The organism is Edwardsiella piscicida (assembly GCF_001896205.1).
In the GTDB taxonomy this organism is placed as follows: domain Bacteria; phylum Pseudomonadota; class Gammaproteobacteria; order Enterobacterales; family Enterobacteriaceae; genus Edwardsiella; species Edwardsiella piscicida.
Genome location: NZ_MPNU01000001.1, coordinates 2,380,506 through 2,397,670, shown reverse-complemented (window position 1 = coordinate 2,397,670; position 17,165 = coordinate 2,380,506). Strand labels below are relative to the sequence as shown.

The window sequence follows — 17,165 nt, the reverse complement described above, 5'->3', positions numbered from 1 at the left end:
TATCGCTGGGAAATGGCTCCTTCGGGGGCCATTTTTTTGTCCCGGCGGTTAGAATAGGGCGATGCGCACGGATGAAGGGAGACGCGAATGTATTGGCTTGACGGAGAGGCGCGCCAGCAGATCGACCTGTGCGATCGCGGGCTGCAGTATGGCGACGGCTGTTTTACCACGGCGCGCATCGTCAACGGCCGGGTCGACGGACTGCGGGCGCACCTGGCCCGGATGCAGCACGCCTGCGAACGCCTGATGATCCACGGCGTGGACTGGCCGCGCTGGCAGGCCGAGGCCGAGCAGTCTGCGGCGACCCGCGATGAGGGCGTGCTGAAGGCGATCGTCACCCGCGGCTGCGGTGGACGCGGCTATGATCCCGCCGGGAGCCATTCTCCGCGGCGGATCTTCAGCACGGGGCCGCTCCCTGCGCACTATCCGGCGCTGCGCGAGCGCGGGATCAGCCTGGTCGTGAGCCCGGTCAGGCTGGCGCACCAGCCGCTGCTGGCGGGGATCAAGCATCTGAATCGGTTAGAGCAGGTGCTGATCCGGGCCAGCCTGGCGCAGACGCAGGCGGATGAGGCGCTGGTGCTTGACACCCAGGATAACCTGGTGGAATGCTGTGCGGCCAATCTGTTCTGGCGCAGCGGCCAGCGGGTGTTTACCCCGCGCCTGACCCGCTGCGGCGTGGATGGGCTGATGCGCCAGCGCATCTGCCGGGTGCTGGCGCACAGCGAGTATCACCTGGCCGAGGTCGATGCGGCGCTGCCGGCGCTGCTGGCGGCCGATGAAGTCGTGGTGTGCAATGCGCTGATGCCGCTGCTGCCGGTGCGCCGGGCAGCGACGCAGGTTTTCAGCGAGCGCACGCTGTATCAATTTTTATTACCGCACTGCCTGCGGGTTGAGGCATAGCGGTGTAACGGCGGTTGAATGAAGAGAAAAATCATCGCGCTGATCGCGGCGCTATTGCTGCTGATGGCCGGGATCGGGCTGGGCTATCACCGGGTGATGCAGTTTGCCCATACGCCGCTGCCCCTGAGCCAGGCGACGCTGTTCAAGCTGCCCGCCGGCAGCGGGCGGGATAAGCTGCAGGCGCTGTTGGTCCGCGATCGCCTGATCCACAGCGGGCGCTACTTGCCCTGGCTGCTGCAGCTGGAGCCGGATCTGGCGCAGTTTAAGGCCGGGACCTACCGGCTGACGCCCGGGATGACGGTGCGCGACATGCTGACGCTGTTCAGCAGCGGCCGCGAGGCGCAGTTTGACGTGCGCTTTATTGAGGGCACCCGGTTTAGCGACTGGCGTAAGGTGCTGGCCGATGCCCCGCAGGTGCAGCAGACGCTGCGCGGGGAGAGCGAGGCGCAGATAGCCCAACGACTGGGGATCACGACGGGGCAGTCGCTGGAGGGGTGGCTATACCCCGACACCTACCGCTACACCGCCGGCACCAGCGATCTGATGCTGCTGAAGCGCGCACATGCCCGGATGGAGCAAGAGGTGGCGCAGCAGTGGGCGCAGCGTGACGTCGCGCTACCCTATAAGAGTCCGCAGCAGATGGTCACCATGGCCTCGATCGTAGAGAAAGAGACCGGGCTGGGAGAGGAGCGTCCCAAGGTGGCCTCCGTATTCATCAATCGTCTGCGGATCGGTATGCGCCTGCAAACCGATCCGACCGTGATCTATGGATTGGGAAATGCCTATAATGGCAACCTGACGCGGCGTGACCTACAGCAGCCGACGCCCTATAACACCTACGTCATCGCCGGTCTGCCGCCGACGCCCATCGCGATGCCGAGCAAGGCATCGCTGAATGCGGCGGCGCACCCGGCCAAAACGCCCTATCTCTATTTTGTGGCGGACGGCAAGGGGGGGCATGTATTCAGTACCAACCTGCAGAGCCATAATCAGGCGGTGCGCGCCTATCTGCAGGCATTAAGGGATAAGAATGGAAAGTAAGTTCATCGTAATTGAGGGGCTGGAGGGCGCCGGTAAGACGACGGCGCGCGACGTGGTGGTGGATGAGCTGCGCCGCCACGGCATTCAGGAGGTGGTCTTCACCCGTGAGCCGGGCGGAACGCCGTTGGCCGAGCATCTGCGCACCCTGGTGAAAGAGGGGGTGGAGGGCGAAACGCTGACCGACCGCGCCGAGGTGCTGATGCTGTATGCCGCCCGGGTTCAGCTGATCGAAAATGTGATCAAACCGGCGCTGGCGCGCGGCGCCTGGGTGGTGGGCGATCGTCACGATCTGTCGTCCCAGGCCTATCAGGGCGGGGGGCGGGGCATCGATACCCACCTGATGCAGACCCTGCGCGATACGGTGCTGGGTGACTTTAAACCCGATTTGACGCTGTATCTGGATATCCCGCCGCAGCAGGGGCTGGCGCGGGCGCGCAGCCGCGGTGAGCTGGATCGCATTGAGCGGGAGTCTCTGGCCTTCTTTGAGCGCACCCGTGACCGCTATCTGGCGCTGGCCGCCGCGGATGCGACGATCGTGACCCTGGACGCCGCGCAGCCGCTGGAGCAGGTGAGCGCGGCGATCCGTCGGGCGCTGCGGGCCTGGCTGGCGTCTCAGGAGGCGCAGGCGTGAACTGGTATCCCTGGCTCAATGCGCCGTACCGCCAGCTGCTGGCGCAGCATCAGGAGGGGCGCGGTCACCATGCGCTGCTGCTGCATGCCATCGACGGCATGGGCGAGGAGTCGCTGGTGTACGCCCTGGCCCGCTGGCTGCTCTGTCAGCGCCCGCAGGGGGAGAAGAGCTGTGGCGAATGCCATGCCTGCCGCCTGATGATGGCGGGCACCCATCCCGACTGGCACGTGCTGCAGCCGGAGAAGGGCAAGTCGACGCTGGGCATTGAGCCGGTGCGCCAGGTCATTGAACAACTGCAGAACCATGCCCAGCAGGGGGGCGCCAAGCTGGTGTGGATCGCCCGCTGCGAGCAGCTTAGCGAAGCCGCGGCCAACGCTCTGCTGAAGACGCTGGAGGAGCCGCCCGCGCAGACCTATTTCCTGCTGGGAACCCGCGAGCCGGCGCAGCTGCTGCCGACGCTGCGCAGCCGCTGTTTTTATCTTTATCTCGCGCCGCCGGCCGAGGACGCCAGCCTGCGCTGGCTGGCGCAGCAGATGCCGGGGGATGCGCAGGCGCAGCGCAGCGCCCTACGCTTGAGCGCGGGCGCGCCGGTGGCGGCGCTGGCGCTGCTGCAGCCGCCGCGCTGGGCCCAGCGTGAGTCGCTGTGTCAGGCGCTGGAGCAGGCGTTGGAGAGCCGCCAGTGGCTGACGCTGCTGGGCGCGTTGAACCACGATGACGGCACCGAGCGGCTGGGCTGGCTGTGCGCTCTGCTGCTGGATGCCCTGAAGCTGTGCCACGGCGCCGCGGCCAGCGTGGCGAACTGCGATCGTCTCCCGCTCATCCAGCGGCTGGCGACCGGTCTCGGCGAGGCCGATCTGCGGCGCCTGCTGCAGGCGTGGATCGCTTGCCGCCACCAGCTGCTGGCGACGCCGGGCGTAAACCGTGAATTGATGCTCATGCGCCAGCTGTGCGCATGGGACGCACCCGCACCGGCCCACCCGTGAGCCGGTCATAGACAGACTGTAGGTTTTTTATGTATCTAGTGGATTCTCACTGCCATCTTGATGGCTTGAACTATGAGACGCTGCACGACGGCGTCGACAGCGTGCTGGCCGATGCCCGTGCGCGCGGCGTGGGCTTTGTGCTGGCGGTCGCTACGACGCTGCCGGGCTACCGCAGCATGCGTGAGCGGATCGGCGAGCGACGCGATGTAGCATTTTCCTGCGGAGTCCATCCGTTGAACCTGGACGGTGGCTATGACAGCGAGGCGCTGCGCAGCCTGGCGGCGCAGCCGGGCGTCGTGGCGCTGGGGGAGACCGGGCTCGACTACTACTACCAGCAGGATAATATCGCGCTGCAGCAGGCGTCGTTTCGCCAGCATATCCGCATCGGCCGTGCGCTGGGGAAACCGGTGATCGTGCATACCCGCGACGCGCGGGACGATACGCTGGCGATCCTGCGCGAGGAGGGGGCGGAGGCGTGCGGCGGCGTGCTGCACTGCTTTACCGAAGATCGCGCGACGGCGGCGGCGCTGCTGGATCTCGGGTTTTACATCTCGTTCTCCGGCATCGTGACGTTTCGCACGGCGGACGCCCTGCGTGAGGTGGCCCGCTATGTGCCGTTGGATCGCCTGCTGGTGGAGACCGACTCGCCCTATCTGGCGCCGGTGCCGCACCGCGGAAAGGAGAACCAGCCGGCCTACGTGCGCGATGTCGCGGAGTACCTGGCTGTGCTGAAGGGCGTCGATCCACAGCAGCTGGCCGCGCAGACCAGCGCGAATTTTAGTCGTTTGTTTGGTGTGACCCTGCCCGAGGCGGATTAATATATTTTATGCTGTGTAAAAATGCCCGCCAGCGGGCATTTTTTGTGCGGTACGCTGCGGTGCCAAGGGGATAATAATTCAACAAAATAGCCAATAAAGGCGCCTTTTTTTTCTGCAAATGTTAAATAGATCGCTGTAATGTGTGAAACGTGACAGCCATCAAACACAATCCGACCTATTTATTTTACTCTGCGTAAAAAATACGAGGGTGCATAGACACCCGACGTCCGGGGCTCTCTTCCCTGCGGCGGCGCGCTGTTTCCGGCGCGGATGAAAAGAGCATTTTTACTCAGGAGCACACTCAATTATGTTTAAAAACGCATTTGCCAACCTGCAAAAGGTCGGTAAGTCACTGATGCTGCCGGTATCAGTCTTACCTATCGCAGGTATCCTTCTCGGCGTCGGCTCGGCAAACTTTAGCTGGCTGCCCGCGGTGGTTTCCCATGTGATGGCGGAGGCCGGTGGTTCGGTATTCGCCAATATGCCGCTGATCTTTGCCATCGGCGTGGCGCTGGGGTTTACCAATAATGACGGGGTATCGGCCCTGGCCGCCGTGGTCGCCTATGGCATCATGGTGAAAACCATGGCCGTGGTGGCGCCGCTGGTGCTGCATCTGCCGGCGGAAGAGATTGCTTCCAAGCATCTGGCGGATACCGGGGTGCTCGGCGGGATCATCGCCGGCGCTATCGCCGCCTATATGTTTAATCGCTTTTACCGCATCAAGCTGCCGGAGTATCTGGGCTTTTTTGCCGGTAAACGCTTTGTGCCGATCATCTCCGGCCTGGCCGCCATCGCCCTGGGCGTGGCGCTCTCCTTCGTTTGGCCGCCGGTTGGCTCCGCGATCCAGCACTTCTCCCAGTGGGCCGCCTATCAGAACCCGGTGGTTGCATTCGGCATCTATGGCCTGGTTGAGCGCGCGCTGGTGCCGTTTGGCCTGCACCATATCTGGAACGTACCGTTCCAGATGCAGATTGGCGAGTATGTGAATGCGGCGGGGCAGGTGTTCCACGGCGATATTCCGCGCTATATGGCCGGCGATCCGACGGCGGGTAAACTCTCCGGCGGCTTCCTGTTCAAAATGTACGGTCTGCCGGCGGCGGCGATCGCCATCTGGCATTCGGCGAAGCCGGAAAACCGCGCCAAGGTGGCCGGTATCATGATCTCCGCGGCGCTGACCTCATTCCTGACCGGGATCACCGAGCCGATCGAGTTCGCCTTCATGTTCGTGGCGCCGATCCTGTATGTGATCCACGCGATTCTGGCCGGTCTGGCGTTCCCGATCTGTATTCTGCTGGGGATGCGCGACGGAACCAGCTTCTCACATGGCCTTATCGACTTTATCGTTCTGAGCGGCAACGGCAGCAAGCTGTGGCTGTTCCCGATCGTCGGCCTGTGCTACGCACTGCTGTACTACGTGATCTTCCGCGTGCTGATCGTCAAACTGAACCTGAAGACGCCGGGCCGCGAAGAGAGCAGCAGCGAGCAGAGCGCGCAGAGCGGTAACGACATGGCCGCGTCGCTGGTGCAGGCATTTGGCGGTAAAGAGAACATTACAAACCTGGACGCCTGTATTACCCGTCTGCGCGTCAGCGTCGCCGACGTCGCCAAGGTGGATCAGGCCGGGCTGAAGAAGCTGGGGGCCGCCGGCGTGGTGGTGGCGGGCTCTGGGGTTCAGGCTATCTTCGGTACCAAGTCCGATAACCTGAAAACCGAAATGGACGACTATATTCGTAGCCATTGATGCAAGTGCGTGATGCGCCTTTGACAGGGTGATTACGTTCGTTCGCCCCCGCTGTGACGGGGGCTTTTTTTTGCCCGCCGCACCGCCATTTTGCCCGCCGCACCGCAATCAGGCTGCGCTCCCTCCTCTGCCGCTGCGCGCTCTTTTCGTTCTCACCTGCGCGCATTAGTAAATAGATTCAGTTGATAAATTTAACTGAATGCAATTCAATTTTTAATTCTTGCGGCATTAACTCTTATTTTAATATTACTAAATCATCCCGGTGTTACTCTTTGACTGGATTTTTCCCTTTCGGTGCGCTCTCGCGCCGGCCTAATTCCGCTCGGCTGCTTTTTGTTATAGGGGACGAGTTAAATAGATGTCAAAAGGGATTAAGTAATTTTTATTTGTTATATATGGACAGGTATATCGGTCCGCACGAATAAATCGGCTCCGTCAACGCCGGCGGCGCGCCTATTTCCACACCATGGCCGAGAGGGGGACATCGAACAGGGCGCGCGGCCCCTCTGTATTCTATAGACAGATAAATCAACGGGGATTTCTCAGTGCGCGCCGCGGGGCATCGCGCGCGGCGTCTTGGCACGTGTCGCGGCGCCCGTCTGCGCGAAGATGGGGCGTGGCAAAGCGCGCCGTCGGTGGCAGATTGTCTGGGGGGATACCCTGTAATATTTTTCGTGCTTATTCCATTGTCTCTGAATCATTTTTTTATCAATGGCAACGGCGCGTTCATCATAAGGATTTGGTATGAACAAAATATTCTCACTAAAATACAGCAATATCTCCGGTGGCTATATCGCGGTGGCCGAGATCTGTCGCGGCGCGAAAAAGTCGGGGCGGCAAAAGCGCAGTCTGGGGGGGACGCTGCTGCTGTTTTTGGGCGCCTGGCTGAGTGTGTCGCCGGGTATTGCCAGCGTGGTCAGCGACGAGATCCCGTATTCGGTATTTCGCGACTTTGCGGAAAATAAAGGGGTGTTTCAGCCCGGCGCTGAAAATATAAAAATTTATAATAAAGTGGGCGAACTGGTCGGGGTGCTTGATAAGGCGCCGTTTCCTGACTTCAGCTCCGCCTCCGCCTCCTCTGGTATCGCGACGCTGGTGGCGCCGCAGTACATCGTCAGCGTCGCCCATAACGGCGGCTACTCTGCGGTCTCGTTCGGCGCCAGCAGCGATGGCAGCAATAACTATTCTCTGGTGGACCGCAATGTGTATAGCGGGGGGGATTTCCATATTCCCCGGCTAAATAAAATCGTTACCGAAGTGGCACCCATCCCGATGACGACGGCGGGCACCGGTCGGGATACCTATAAGAACACCACCCGTTTCCCGATCTTTTACCGCGTCGGGAGCGGTACTCAGTACACAAAGACGCGAAGCGGGGAATTACGGTACCTGCAGGGTGCCTACAGCTATGTGACCGGGGGGACCATCGGGGTGCCGTTGATTTCAGATCACTCGATTGTCACCAACCCGGGCAATATCTTTGATCCGGTCAATGGGCCGCTGGCCAGCTACGGAACACCGGGAGACAGCGGTTCGCCGCTGTATGCCTATGATGCCCAGGAGGGGCGCTGGGTGCTGGTGGCGGTGCTGCGGGCCTACAATGGCGATTCCGGTGCCACCAACTGGTGGGTAGTGCTGCCGCCCGATTTCATCCGCGAGGAGATGGCGAAGGACAGCGATCCGGCGGTCACCTTTAAGACGGATCAGGGCGCGCTGCAGTGGACCTACGATAGCGGGGCGAACCGTGGTTCTCTTTCCCAGTCGCAGAGCGGCGCTCAGTTTACCATGCATGGGCAGGCGGGGAATGATCTGAATGCCGGTAAAAACCTGGTCTTTCAAACGGATGGCCCAGGTACGCGCGGTGAGATCCTGCTGAAGAGTCATATTAACCAGGGGGCCGGGGTGCTGACCTTTGACGCCGACTATCGGATCAGCGCGCAGAACGGGCAGACCTGGCAAGGCGCCGGGGTGATCGTCAACCCGGATAAGCAGGTCGATTGGCAGCTTAACGGCGTCGCCGGGGATAATTTACATCGCTTGGGGACGGGGACGCTGCATGTTAACGGGGTGGGGGTGAACCCGGGCGGACTGAAGGTGGGCGACGGGCTGACGCTGCTGGATCAGCGCCCCGATGCGGCAGGCAAGGTGCGGGCCTTTAGCTCCCTGAATATCGCCAGCGGCCGTCCAACGGTAAAATTGATGGCGGAGCGACAGATCGATCCGGACTCGGTGACCTGGGGCTTTCGCGGCGGGCAGTTAGACGTTAATGGCCATGATCTGACCTTTCACCGGCTAAATATGGCCGACGCCGGCGCAGTATTAACCAATAGCGCCAGCGAGGCGGCGACGGTCACGCTCGCGTTGAACGGTACCGCCCTGGTTCATGGTCAGTTCCGCGGCAAGCTGGATCTGGTCGCTCAGATATCGCCGTCGAATGCCCGGCTGATCGTTGACGGCGGCATCGATATTGACGGCAACGTCAGCGCCAGCGGGGGGCATCTGCAGTTTCAGGGGCATCCGGTGATCCACGCGCGCGATTACTCTACCGGTAGCCCGCCGGTCTCCACGACGCAGCCTGACTGGGAAGATCGTCTGTTTAGGTTGAAAACGCTGACGTTGACGCAGTCCATCTTTAGCCTAGCGCGTAATGCAACCCTGCGCGGGGATATCCAGGCCAATGCCAGCCATATCCTATTCAACGACAGCCGGGTGTTTGTGGATAACAAAGACGGCGAAGGCGTAGCGACGGAGATTAAGGGGGGGCAATCGCCTGCACCCGCGCCGGCGCGCAGTCGCTATCACGGCAATATTCACCTCACTAACGATTCGAAACTGGACTCTAGCGCGCTGACGCAGGGTGATATTAGCGCTGATAACAGCGACATCAGCCTGCTGTCGAGTGCCGAGCATCAGGGCAATATCGCGCTGAGCGCCGATGCCAGCCTGGCCCTCTGGGGCACGAGTCAGGGCAGCATCACGGCCGACGGCAGCCGAGTTTCCCTGGCGCGGAACAGCGTACAGGGCGGCGATATTACGCTGCGCAACGCGTCGACGCTGAAGGTGCAAAACGCGAACGCCAGCGCCGTGACGGCCTACGGCAGCCAGGTCACGCTGATGGAGGGCGGCGCGAACCAGGGGCGCATCGATCTGCACGACGGATCCACCCTTGACATCCAGCGACGTAATCACGGCGCGGTGACGGCGGATCACAGCCAGATCACCCTGGGTGAACAGGCAAATAATCAGGGGGAGATCGCGCTGCGCAATGACGCTGTGCTGCTCAGCGACGGCAGCACCACCAATGCGATTGCCGCCGACAATAGCGTGATTGTGCTGAGACACGGCGGGGTGCATCAGGGGACGATGACGCTGAGCAACGACGCGACCCTGTGGAGTCAGGCAGAGGCGAGCCGCGGCGCGATCTCGGCTGATGCCAGCCGCGTGATCGTGGGCGCCGGCGGCAGTCAATCGGGGAATATCACTCTGACCAACGGCGCGGACTTGATCCATCGTGGCGCGCTGCTGGCCGGTGAGATCACGGCGTCCGATAGCCAGGTGCTGCTGGACAGCGGCAGCGTTCATGTTGGCGCGACGACCCAGCTGACGGATAACGCCACCCTGACCGTGAAGGGGGAGAGCCGCGCCGATGCGATCCTGGCTGACAATAGCCATATCGTTCTTAGCCGCGGCGGCCAGCTGAAGGATCAGGGCACGCTGGCGCTGAAAAATGGCTCGACGCTGGCGCTGGAAAACCAGGATAGCAGCGTCATTACGGCCGCGGCCAGCCAGATTACGCTGGCCGCGGGCAGTGAGCACACCGCCGCGATCGCGCTGAGCGATCGCGCCAGCCTCGATATTCAGGGGCAAAACCGCGGCGTCATCAACGCGAACAACAGTCAGGTGACGCTGTCAGACGCCGGGCAGCACCGCGGGGCGATTAATCTGGCAGAACACGCGGCGCTGACGCTGCAGATGTCGCTGGACGCCATCGCGCCCCGCACGACGGTACGCGCCCTCGCGGCGCGGCCGCCTCAGGTCGATGGCGATATCGATCTGCGCGGCGCCTCGACGCTGAACTCAATGGGGCAGAGCAAGGGAACGATGACCGCCGCCGGCGGTAGCGTCCTGAATTTGGGAGCGCAGAGCGCACATCAGGGCGATATTACGCTGAGCGACAGCGCGCAGCTTAACGCGGGGGGCCGCACCGAGGGGACACTGAGCGCCGATGCCAGCCGCGTGACGCTGCAGGCGGGCGGGCAGCATACGGGGGCGGTGGCCCTGAACCGTGGCGCTACGCTGACCATTCAAGCGCCGACCCCGGCGCCGGAGGCGATCGCCATCAGCGCGGATGGCCGCGAGGCGATGCAGCTGCAGGGAGAGGTGACCCTGACGGCGGCGTCATCGCTGATCTCGGCGGGGAGTATCGATGGCGCGGTGAGCGCCTCAGAGAGCGCGCTGTATCTGCTGCCGGGGAGCCTGCACCGGGGCGGCGATATCGCGTTAAGCGATGGCGCGACGCTGGCGCTGGCGGGGCGTAATCAGAGCGCTATCCTCGCCGAGGCGAGCCTGCTGACCCTGGGGCGCAGCGCCGCACAGCGGGGCGATATTGCGCTTAGCCAGGGGGCGCGCCTCGTCAGCGAAGGTCGCAGCCAGGGGAGGGTGAGCCTGAGCGACAGTGAGGCCTACTTTGGGCCGGCGAGTCAGCACCGGGGCGATCTCTTCCTGCAGGGCGACGACGCTCATCTGGCGGTGCTGCCGGGGGCGTCGCTGCAGGGCGATCTGTCTGTCGACGGTGCGAGTCTGCTGCGCTTTGGCGTCCCGCCGGCGCCGGAGATCGCCGCCGCCGCACCGCTCGCCGTCGGGCCGGTGGACTACCGCGGTCGCATCGCGGCGCCGCAGGCCCACGCGGAGATGCGCGATACCCTGTGGCGGGTGAACGGTGATTCCACGCTCGGCTCGCTGCGGGCCGAGGCGTCCCTGATCACCGCGACCGACGGCGCCTTTATGACCCTGAGCGTGGACCGCCTGCACGCCGACGGCGTCGCGCTGGCGCTGCGCGCCGACGCAGAGGCCAGCGATCGGCTGGTGATCAACGAGCGCCTGAGCGGTGGTCACAATACCGTGCTGGTGAACTATCTGGAGCCGACGCTGCCGGAGGCGCCGCTGAACCTAAGCCTGATCAGCGCCCCGGCGGGCAGCGATCGGGAGACCTTTACCGCCCGCCGGCAGCATATGGGCTTTAGCGAGGTGATGCCGGCGCTGGTCACCCGAGAGGCGGACCGTCAGCTGGACTGGGTGCTGATCGGTTTTGATGTGGCGCCGGATAGCGAGCGTGAAGAGGACGCCGCCAGCCTGCTCGCGCTGAACTACCGCAGCTTTATGGCCGAGGTGCAGTATCTGGACAAACGCCAGCTGGATCTGCGCAACGATCCGACGGACAGCGGCGTGTGGGCTCGGGTTCTGCACGGGGCGGGCAGCGCGGCGGAAAACTACCGCGACCGCTATCTGCACCTGCAGGTGGGGGCCGATCGTCGCTATGGGCTGGGGGAAACGGGCGATCTGTTCGCCGGCGCCACCGCTACCTTTACCGATGGCCGGGCCAGCGGCGATGCCTTTAGCAGCAAGAGCCGTGCGCTGGGGGCCGGGCTGTACGCCACCGCGCTGTTCCCCTCCGGACTGTTTGTCGATCTGAACGGCAAATATGTCCACCACAGCACCGAGTACCAGGTCAGCCTGGCGGGGCTGGGGGAGCGCAAGGCGACCAACCATGCCTGGTACGCGCGCGCCGACGTGGGCTACCGCTACGGGCTGAGCGAGAGCGCCTTTGTCGAGCCGCACCTGGAGATGGTGTACGGTACGTACTCATCCACCCGCTTCGACTGGCGGGATCAGGGGATGGCGGTGTCGCTGGCTCAGCCGCGCTTTACGCCGCTGCTGGCGACGGCGGGCGTTGCGTTGGGCAAGCAGTTTACGCTGGGGGAGTGGCAGACCACGCTGCGCGCGGGGGTGGATTACCAGCGCGAGCTGATTTCGGGGGGGGATACGCTGCTGCGTGACGCCAGCGGCGAGCGGACGATCCGCGGCGAGCGCGACGCTCGGCTGCGCTATAGCCTGGGGGCTGAGAGTCGGATAGGCGACGCGCTGCAGCTGGGACTGGAGGTGGAGCGCAGCAGCCTGGGGGATTACAACCTGGACTATAGCGTCCAGGCCACCCTGCGCTATCGCTTCTAAAAGGAGGCGCCCGCGGGAGAGGCGGGCGCGAAGCCGGAGCATGAATGCACTGAGGGGCGGCGGGTGCGCCCCGAACGCGCTCAGCCGTTCAGCAGATGGCCCATTTTGGCGGCCTTGGTCGCCAGGTAGCGTTCGTTCTTCGGGTTGCGGCCGACGATCAGCGGAACGCGTTCGACGATATTGATCCCCGCCTGGGTAAGAATATCGACTTTGTTCGGGTTATTGGTCAGCAGCCGGACCTGGCTGACGCCCAGCAGTTTGAACATATCGGCACACAGGGTAAAGTCACGCTCGTCGGCGGCAAAGCCCAGCTGATGATTAGCCTCGACGGTATCGGCGCCCTGATCCTGCAGCGCATAGGCGCGGATTTTATTCAGCAGGCCAATGTTACGCCCCTCTTGGCGGTGGTACAGCAGAATGCCGCGCCCCGCTTCGGCGATATGCTCCAGCGCGGCCTCGAGCTGAAAGCCACAGTCGCAGCGCAGGCTGAACAGCGCATCGCCCGTCAGGCACTCGGAGTGAACACGCGCCAGCACCGGTGTCTCACCGCTGATGTCCCCATAAACCAGCGCCAGATGATCGTGACCGGTGGCAATCTCTTCAAAGCCGACCATTAAAAAATCGCCCCATGGCGTCGGCAGTTTTGCCTCTGCCACTCGTTTAAGCTGCATGTTTGTCTCCACAACCATATCATTTTTGTCATCGTGACAGCGTCACCTTTTGCGGTGCTCACCGTGGATGTAGATGACACAGTGATGCGCGCGGAGTGCGTGACGCCTTCCTAACTTTGTCCTAAAAGCCTGACGCTATTTTGCCACAAAACGGGCGGCGATCCCGGCTTGGAAAACACATTTATTGCTACCCAGCTTGAAAAAAACGGAATAAAAATGCTGCATGAATAGCAGAAGTATTATTGGATATAGAGATCTGCGAGAAAAGGTTAACGGCTCAGGAACGAACGGATGATGATGATGGTCAAAAAGAGCGCGCCGGCGCTGCTGGTGCTGCTGGTGCTCCCCCTGGCGCTGCAGGTGAGCGGCTGGCGGTGGTCTCCGGCCTCGCTGGGGGGCGACGGCCCATACTGGTTTGTCGTCACGCAGAGCGTCAGCCAGCCATGGGGGATACTCAGCGCCGCGCTACTCGGCGGGGTGGTGGTTCGCCTGCTGGCGCTGCGCGGGCGGGCCGCGCTGCGACTGTTCCTGCTGCTGATGCTGTGCGTCGGCAGCGCGCAGGGCGTCAATGCGGGGATCAAGCGCTGGATCCAGGCGCCGCGTCCCTATGTTCTGAGCCTGACGGCGGCGGCGGGCGTGGCGCCCGCCGATTTTTACGCCCGCAGCGCGGCGGCGCGCCACGTCGCATCGCAGCCGGCGTGGCTGGGCGACCACTGGGCGCGGGAAACGGGGTTTGCCTTTCCCTCTGGCCATGGGCTGTTTGTCGCAACCTGGGTGGCGCTGGCCGCGATCGTACTGCCGCGGCGGCGCTACGCCGTGATGGTGCCGCTGTTGGCATGGGCGGCGGCGGTGATGTACAGCCGTTTTGCGCTGGGGATGCATTGGCCGCGCGATCTGCTGGCCGCCGTGTTGCTGGGCTGGCTATGGGCGCTGCCGTTCGGCTGGTATATTCACCGCCGGGGGCTGAGCGGGGGGCAGATTGGGTAAAATGGCGTCGCTTACCGCTGCGCAAATGTACCGGAGCACAGCGCGGATATAAGAATCCGGTGCCTTTCTGGCGGGCGGGGTTTCCATGCCCCATGACTAAATGTTAATTTAGAGATGGTTTCGATTTTTTAAGCATTATTCATTTGCTTAACCTGAACAACAGGAAGAAATGTGAAATATTTGCTGATTTTTCTGATCGTCCTGGCCATTTTTGTACTGTCTGTCACCCTTGGGGCGCAAAATGATCAGGTCGTGGCCTTCAACTATCTGTTGGCCAAGGGCGAGTATCGCCTGTCGACGCTGCTGGCGACGCTGTTTGCCGCCGGTTTTATCCTTGGCTGGGTGATCTGCGGCCTGTTCTATCTGCGCGTACGCCTGGGTCTGGCGCGGGCGCAGCGTAAAATTCGCCGCCTAGAGCAGCAGTTGGCGCCGACGGAGCCGCAGGGCAGCAGCGCCGCGGCTTCGGCTACGAAGGAATAACCGCTATGCTTGAGCTGCTGTTTCTGCTTCTCCCGGTAGCGGCTGCCTACGGCTGGTATATGGGGCGCAGGAGCGCACAGCAGGATAAACAGCAGGAGGCTAACCGCCTGTCGCGCGAGTACGTGACCGGGGTGAACTTTCTGCTGTCTAACCAGCAGGATAAAGCGGTTGAGCTGTTTTTGGACATGCTCAAGGAAGACAGCAACACCGTTGAGGCTCACCTGACGCTCGGCAACCTGTTCCGCTCCCGCGGCGAGGTCGATCGCGCCATCCGCATTCACCAATCCCTGATGGAAAGCGCCTCGCTCTCCTTTGAGCAGCGCCTGCTGGCCGTACAGCAGCTGGGGCGTGACTATATGGCGGCGGGGCTGTATGACCGGGCGGAGGAGATGTTCAGCCAGCTGGTGGATGAGGCGGATTTCAGGGTGTCCGCCCTGCAGCAGCTGCTGCTGATCCATCAGGCGACCAGCGACTGGCATAAGGCCATCGACGCGGCCGAAAAGCTGGTGCGGTTGGGCAAAGATCAGCAGCGGGGCGAAATCGCGCACTTTTACTGTGAGCTGGCGCTACAGGCGATGGGCAGCGACGATCTCGATAGGGCGCAGAGCCTGCTGAAGAAAGCCGCGGCGGCGGATAAGGGCTGCGCCCGCGTCTCGATAATGCGCGGGCGGGTGTTCCAGGCGCTGGGCGAACCGGCCAAAGCGGTTGCCGCCTTTTCTCAGGTGCTGGAGCAGGATAAGGCATTTGTCAGCGAAGTGCTGCCGCTGATGGAGACGTGCTACCAGGCGCTGGGGCAGCCTGAGCCTTGGCATGACTTTTTGCGTCGCTGCGTCGATGAGGACGCCGGCGCCAGCGCAGAGCTGATGCTGGGACAGGTTATCGAGGCGCAGGAAGGGCTGGAGGCGGCGCAGGTGTACGTCAGCCGTCAGCTGCAGCGCCACCCGACGATGCGCGTATTCCACCGCCTGATAGACTACCATCTGGCCGAAGCGGAGGACGGACGCGCCCGCGAAAGTCTGCAGCTGCTGCGCGATATGGTCGGCGAGCAGATCCGCACCAAGCCGCGCTATCGCTGCCTGAAGTGCGGGTTTACGCCGCACAGTCTGTACTGGCACTGCCCCTCCTGTCGGGCCTGGGCGACCATCAAACCGATCCGCGGCCTGGACGGCCAATAGGCGCGATTTTACGGCGCACTGCACGTACGCCCTAGGCAGAGCGGGGCGTGCTGTGTACAATGCCGCTCCTGAAAAAGGTATTTCTCCGCTAACGCCAGATTCAGGAACCCACCATGTCAATATCTACTCCGATGCGTGCCCATAGCCACTCTCCGATCGTTGTCGCCCTTGATTATGCCGATCGCAACGCCGCCCTCGCGCTGGTGGATGCGCTCGATCCGCGCGACTGTCGGCTGAAGGTCGGTAAGGAAATGTTCACCCTGTTCGGCCCCGAGTGGGTTCGCACTCTGCAGCAGCGCGGATTCGATGTTTTTCTGGATCTTAAGTTTCACGATATCCCCAATACCGTCGCACGCGCCGTGGCAGCGGCGGCGGATCTGGGGGTGTGGATGGTCAACGTGCACGCCAGCGGCAGCCTACGCATGATGAGCGCGGCCCGAGAGGCGCTGCGGCCCTACGGCAAGGAGGCGCCGCTGCTGATCGCCGTGACGGTGCTGACCAGCATGGAGCAGGCCGATCTGCAGGCGATCGGTATCGACGAGGCGCCGGCCGACTATGCCGAGCGCCTGGCGCGTCTGACGCAGCAGTGCGGGCTGGATGGGGTGGTCTGCTCGGCCCAGGAGGCGGTGCGCATCAAAGCCGCCTGTGGCTCCGCATTCAAACTGGTGACGCCGGGGATCCGGCCCGCGGGCAGTGAGGCCGGCGATCAGCGTCGGATTATGACGCCGCAGCAGGCCGTCGCCGCCGGGGTCGACTATATGGTGATCGGACGTCCGATCACCCAAGCGGCGCAGCCGGCCGAGGCGCTGCGCGCCATTCTGGCGACGCTGGCCTAAATCGAGACGGGAGCAGGTAAAAATGCAAGAGAGTAACAGTCGCCTGGTCTACACCACCGACGCGGGGCGTATTCATGAAACGGCGGCCGCGGCGCCGCGGCCAAAGGGTGACGGCACGGTGCGTATTCAGCGTCAGACCAGCGGACGTAAAGGCAAAGGGGTATGCGTGATCACCGGCCTGGATCTGGACGACGCGGCGACGCTGGCGCTGGCGGCCGAGCTGAAGAAGCGCTGCGGCTGCGGCGGCAGCGCGCGCGATGGCGTTATCGAGATCCAGGGAGATAAACGCGATGTGATTAAGCAACTGCTGGAAGCGAAAGGGATGCGAGTCAAGCTGTCCGGGGGCTGATCGTGCGCGCATTCTGACAAGAAAGCCGGCGTAAGCCGGCTTTTTTATCGGTGAGAGGGGGGATTACTTGCCCACCTGGTGGCCGATAAGACCGCCGATGGCGGCGCCGCCCACGGTGCCGAGCGCGCTGCCGTCGGTCAGGATTGCGCCGCCCAGGGCACCGGCGCCCGCGCCGATGGCGGTATTGCGATCGCGTTTGGACATGTTGGAACAGGCGCTGAGCGAGGCGGCAAGCGTCAGCGCAAGGGCAACTGTAGCGACGCGTGTTAAGGTACGATTCATATTGGGCTCCTTACTGCGTTCCGACACGTGTTGAGTATAG

At 63.0% G+C, this 17,165-nt stretch carries 14 protein-coding genes; 12 read left to right on the top strand and 2 right to left on the bottom strand.

Translation table 11 applies throughout. The features are described 5' to 3' along the window. Window positions 1–87 precede the first annotated feature (87 nt). The 7 genes from pabC to BRD58_RS10970 all read left to right on the top strand — a co-directional run bounded on the left by pabC (window position 88) and on the right by BRD58_RS10970 (window position 12,345). Window positions 88–900 carry an aminodeoxychorismate lyase gene (pabC, locus tag BRD58_RS11000; RefSeq protein ID WP_012848931.1) on the top strand — a complete coding sequence of 271 codons (813 nt, stop codon included), beginning with the start codon at window positions 88–90 and terminating at the stop codon, window positions 898–900. Between the two features lie 18 nt (window positions 901–918). Beyond that, window positions 919–1,941 (top strand): endolytic transglycosylase MltG, encoded by a 1,023-nt coding sequence (mltG, locus tag BRD58_RS10995; protein ID WP_012848930.1) that lies wholly within the window; start codon window positions 919–921, stop codon window positions 1,939–1,941. Next, the gene (tmk, locus tag BRD58_RS10990; RefSeq protein WP_012848929.1) at window positions 1,931–2,572 is read left to right on the top strand and encodes a dTMP kinase; all 642 of its coding nucleotides are present in this window, start codon (window positions 1,931–1,933) and stop codon (window positions 2,570–2,572) included. The genes mltG and tmk overlap by 11 nt, the downstream gene beginning before the upstream one ends. After that, on the top strand, window positions 2,569–3,555 hold the full coding sequence (gene holB, locus BRD58_RS10985) for a DNA polymerase III subunit delta' (protein WP_015461772.1): 987 nt from the start codon (window positions 2,569–2,571) through the stop codon (window positions 3,553–3,555). Before tmk ends, holB begins: the two co-directional genes overlap by 4 nt. A 29-nt stretch (window positions 3,556–3,584) precedes the next feature. Beyond that, window positions 3,585–4,373, top strand: a complete 789-nt coding sequence (locus BRD58_RS10980) for a metal-dependent hydrolase (RefSeq protein WP_015461771.1) — start codon at window positions 3,585–3,587, stop codon at window positions 4,371–4,373. A gap of 307 nt (window positions 4,374–4,680) precedes the next feature. Continuing rightward, window positions 4,681–6,114 (top strand): PTS glucose transporter subunit IIBC, encoded by a 1,434-nt coding sequence (gene ptsG, locus BRD58_RS10975; RefSeq protein ID WP_012848925.1) that lies wholly within the window; start codon window positions 4,681–4,683, stop codon window positions 6,112–6,114. 744 nt (window positions 6,115–6,858) lie between these two features. After that, window positions 6,859–12,345: a S6 family peptidase gene (locus tag BRD58_RS10970; RefSeq protein WP_073382914.1), complete on the top strand. Its 5,487-nt coding sequence runs from the start codon at window positions 6,859–6,861 to the stop codon at window positions 12,343–12,345. Window positions 12,346–12,425: 80 nt separating this feature from the next. Here the strand turns inward: BRD58_RS10970 and ribA are convergent, their stop codons facing one another. Further along, on the bottom strand, window positions 12,426–13,016 hold the full coding sequence (gene ribA, locus BRD58_RS10965) for a GTP cyclohydrolase II (protein ID WP_012848921.1): 591 nt from the start codon (window positions 13,014–13,016) through the stop codon (window positions 12,426–12,428). Window positions 13,017–13,307: 291 nt separating this feature from the next. Here ribA and BRD58_RS10960 point away from each other — a divergent pair, with 291 nt between their 5' ends. The 5 genes from BRD58_RS10960 (at window position 13,308) to yciH (ending at window position 16,843) form a co-directional block, all read left to right on the top strand. Then, entirely contained in the window at window positions 13,308–14,003 is a 696-nt protein-coding gene (locus tag BRD58_RS10960) for a phosphatase PAP2 family protein (protein ID WP_073382911.1), read from the top strand. 171 nt (window positions 14,004–14,174) lie between these two features. Continuing rightward, complete coding sequence (locus BRD58_RS10955) at window positions 14,175–14,483, top strand: LapA family protein (RefSeq protein WP_012848919.1); 309 nt, start codon at window positions 14,175–14,177, stop codon at window positions 14,481–14,483. Window positions 14,484–14,488: 5 nt separating this feature from the next. Further along, window positions 14,489–15,658, top strand: coding sequence for a lipopolysaccharide assembly protein LapB (gene lapB / locus BRD58_RS10950; RefSeq protein ID WP_012848918.1), 1,170 nt, complete (start codon window positions 14,489–14,491; stop codon window positions 15,656–15,658). Between the two features lie 113 nt (window positions 15,659–15,771). Then, window positions 15,772–16,494, top strand: coding sequence for an orotidine-5'-phosphate decarboxylase (pyrF, locus tag BRD58_RS10945; protein ID WP_012848917.1), 723 nt, complete (start codon window positions 15,772–15,774; stop codon window positions 16,492–16,494). A gap of 22 nt (window positions 16,495–16,516) precedes the next feature. Beyond that, window positions 16,517–16,843 (top strand): stress response translation initiation inhibitor YciH, encoded by a 327-nt coding sequence (yciH, locus tag BRD58_RS10940; protein WP_015461767.1) that lies wholly within the window; start codon window positions 16,517–16,519, stop codon window positions 16,841–16,843. Window positions 16,844–16,906: 63 nt separating this feature from the next. Here the strand turns inward: yciH and osmB are convergent, their stop codons facing one another. Beyond that, window positions 16,907–17,125: an osmotically-inducible lipoprotein OsmB gene (gene osmB, locus BRD58_RS10935; protein ID WP_012848915.1), complete on the bottom strand. Its 219-nt coding sequence runs from the start codon at window positions 17,123–17,125 to the stop codon at window positions 16,907–16,909. Window positions 17,126–17,165 lie beyond the last annotated feature (40 nt).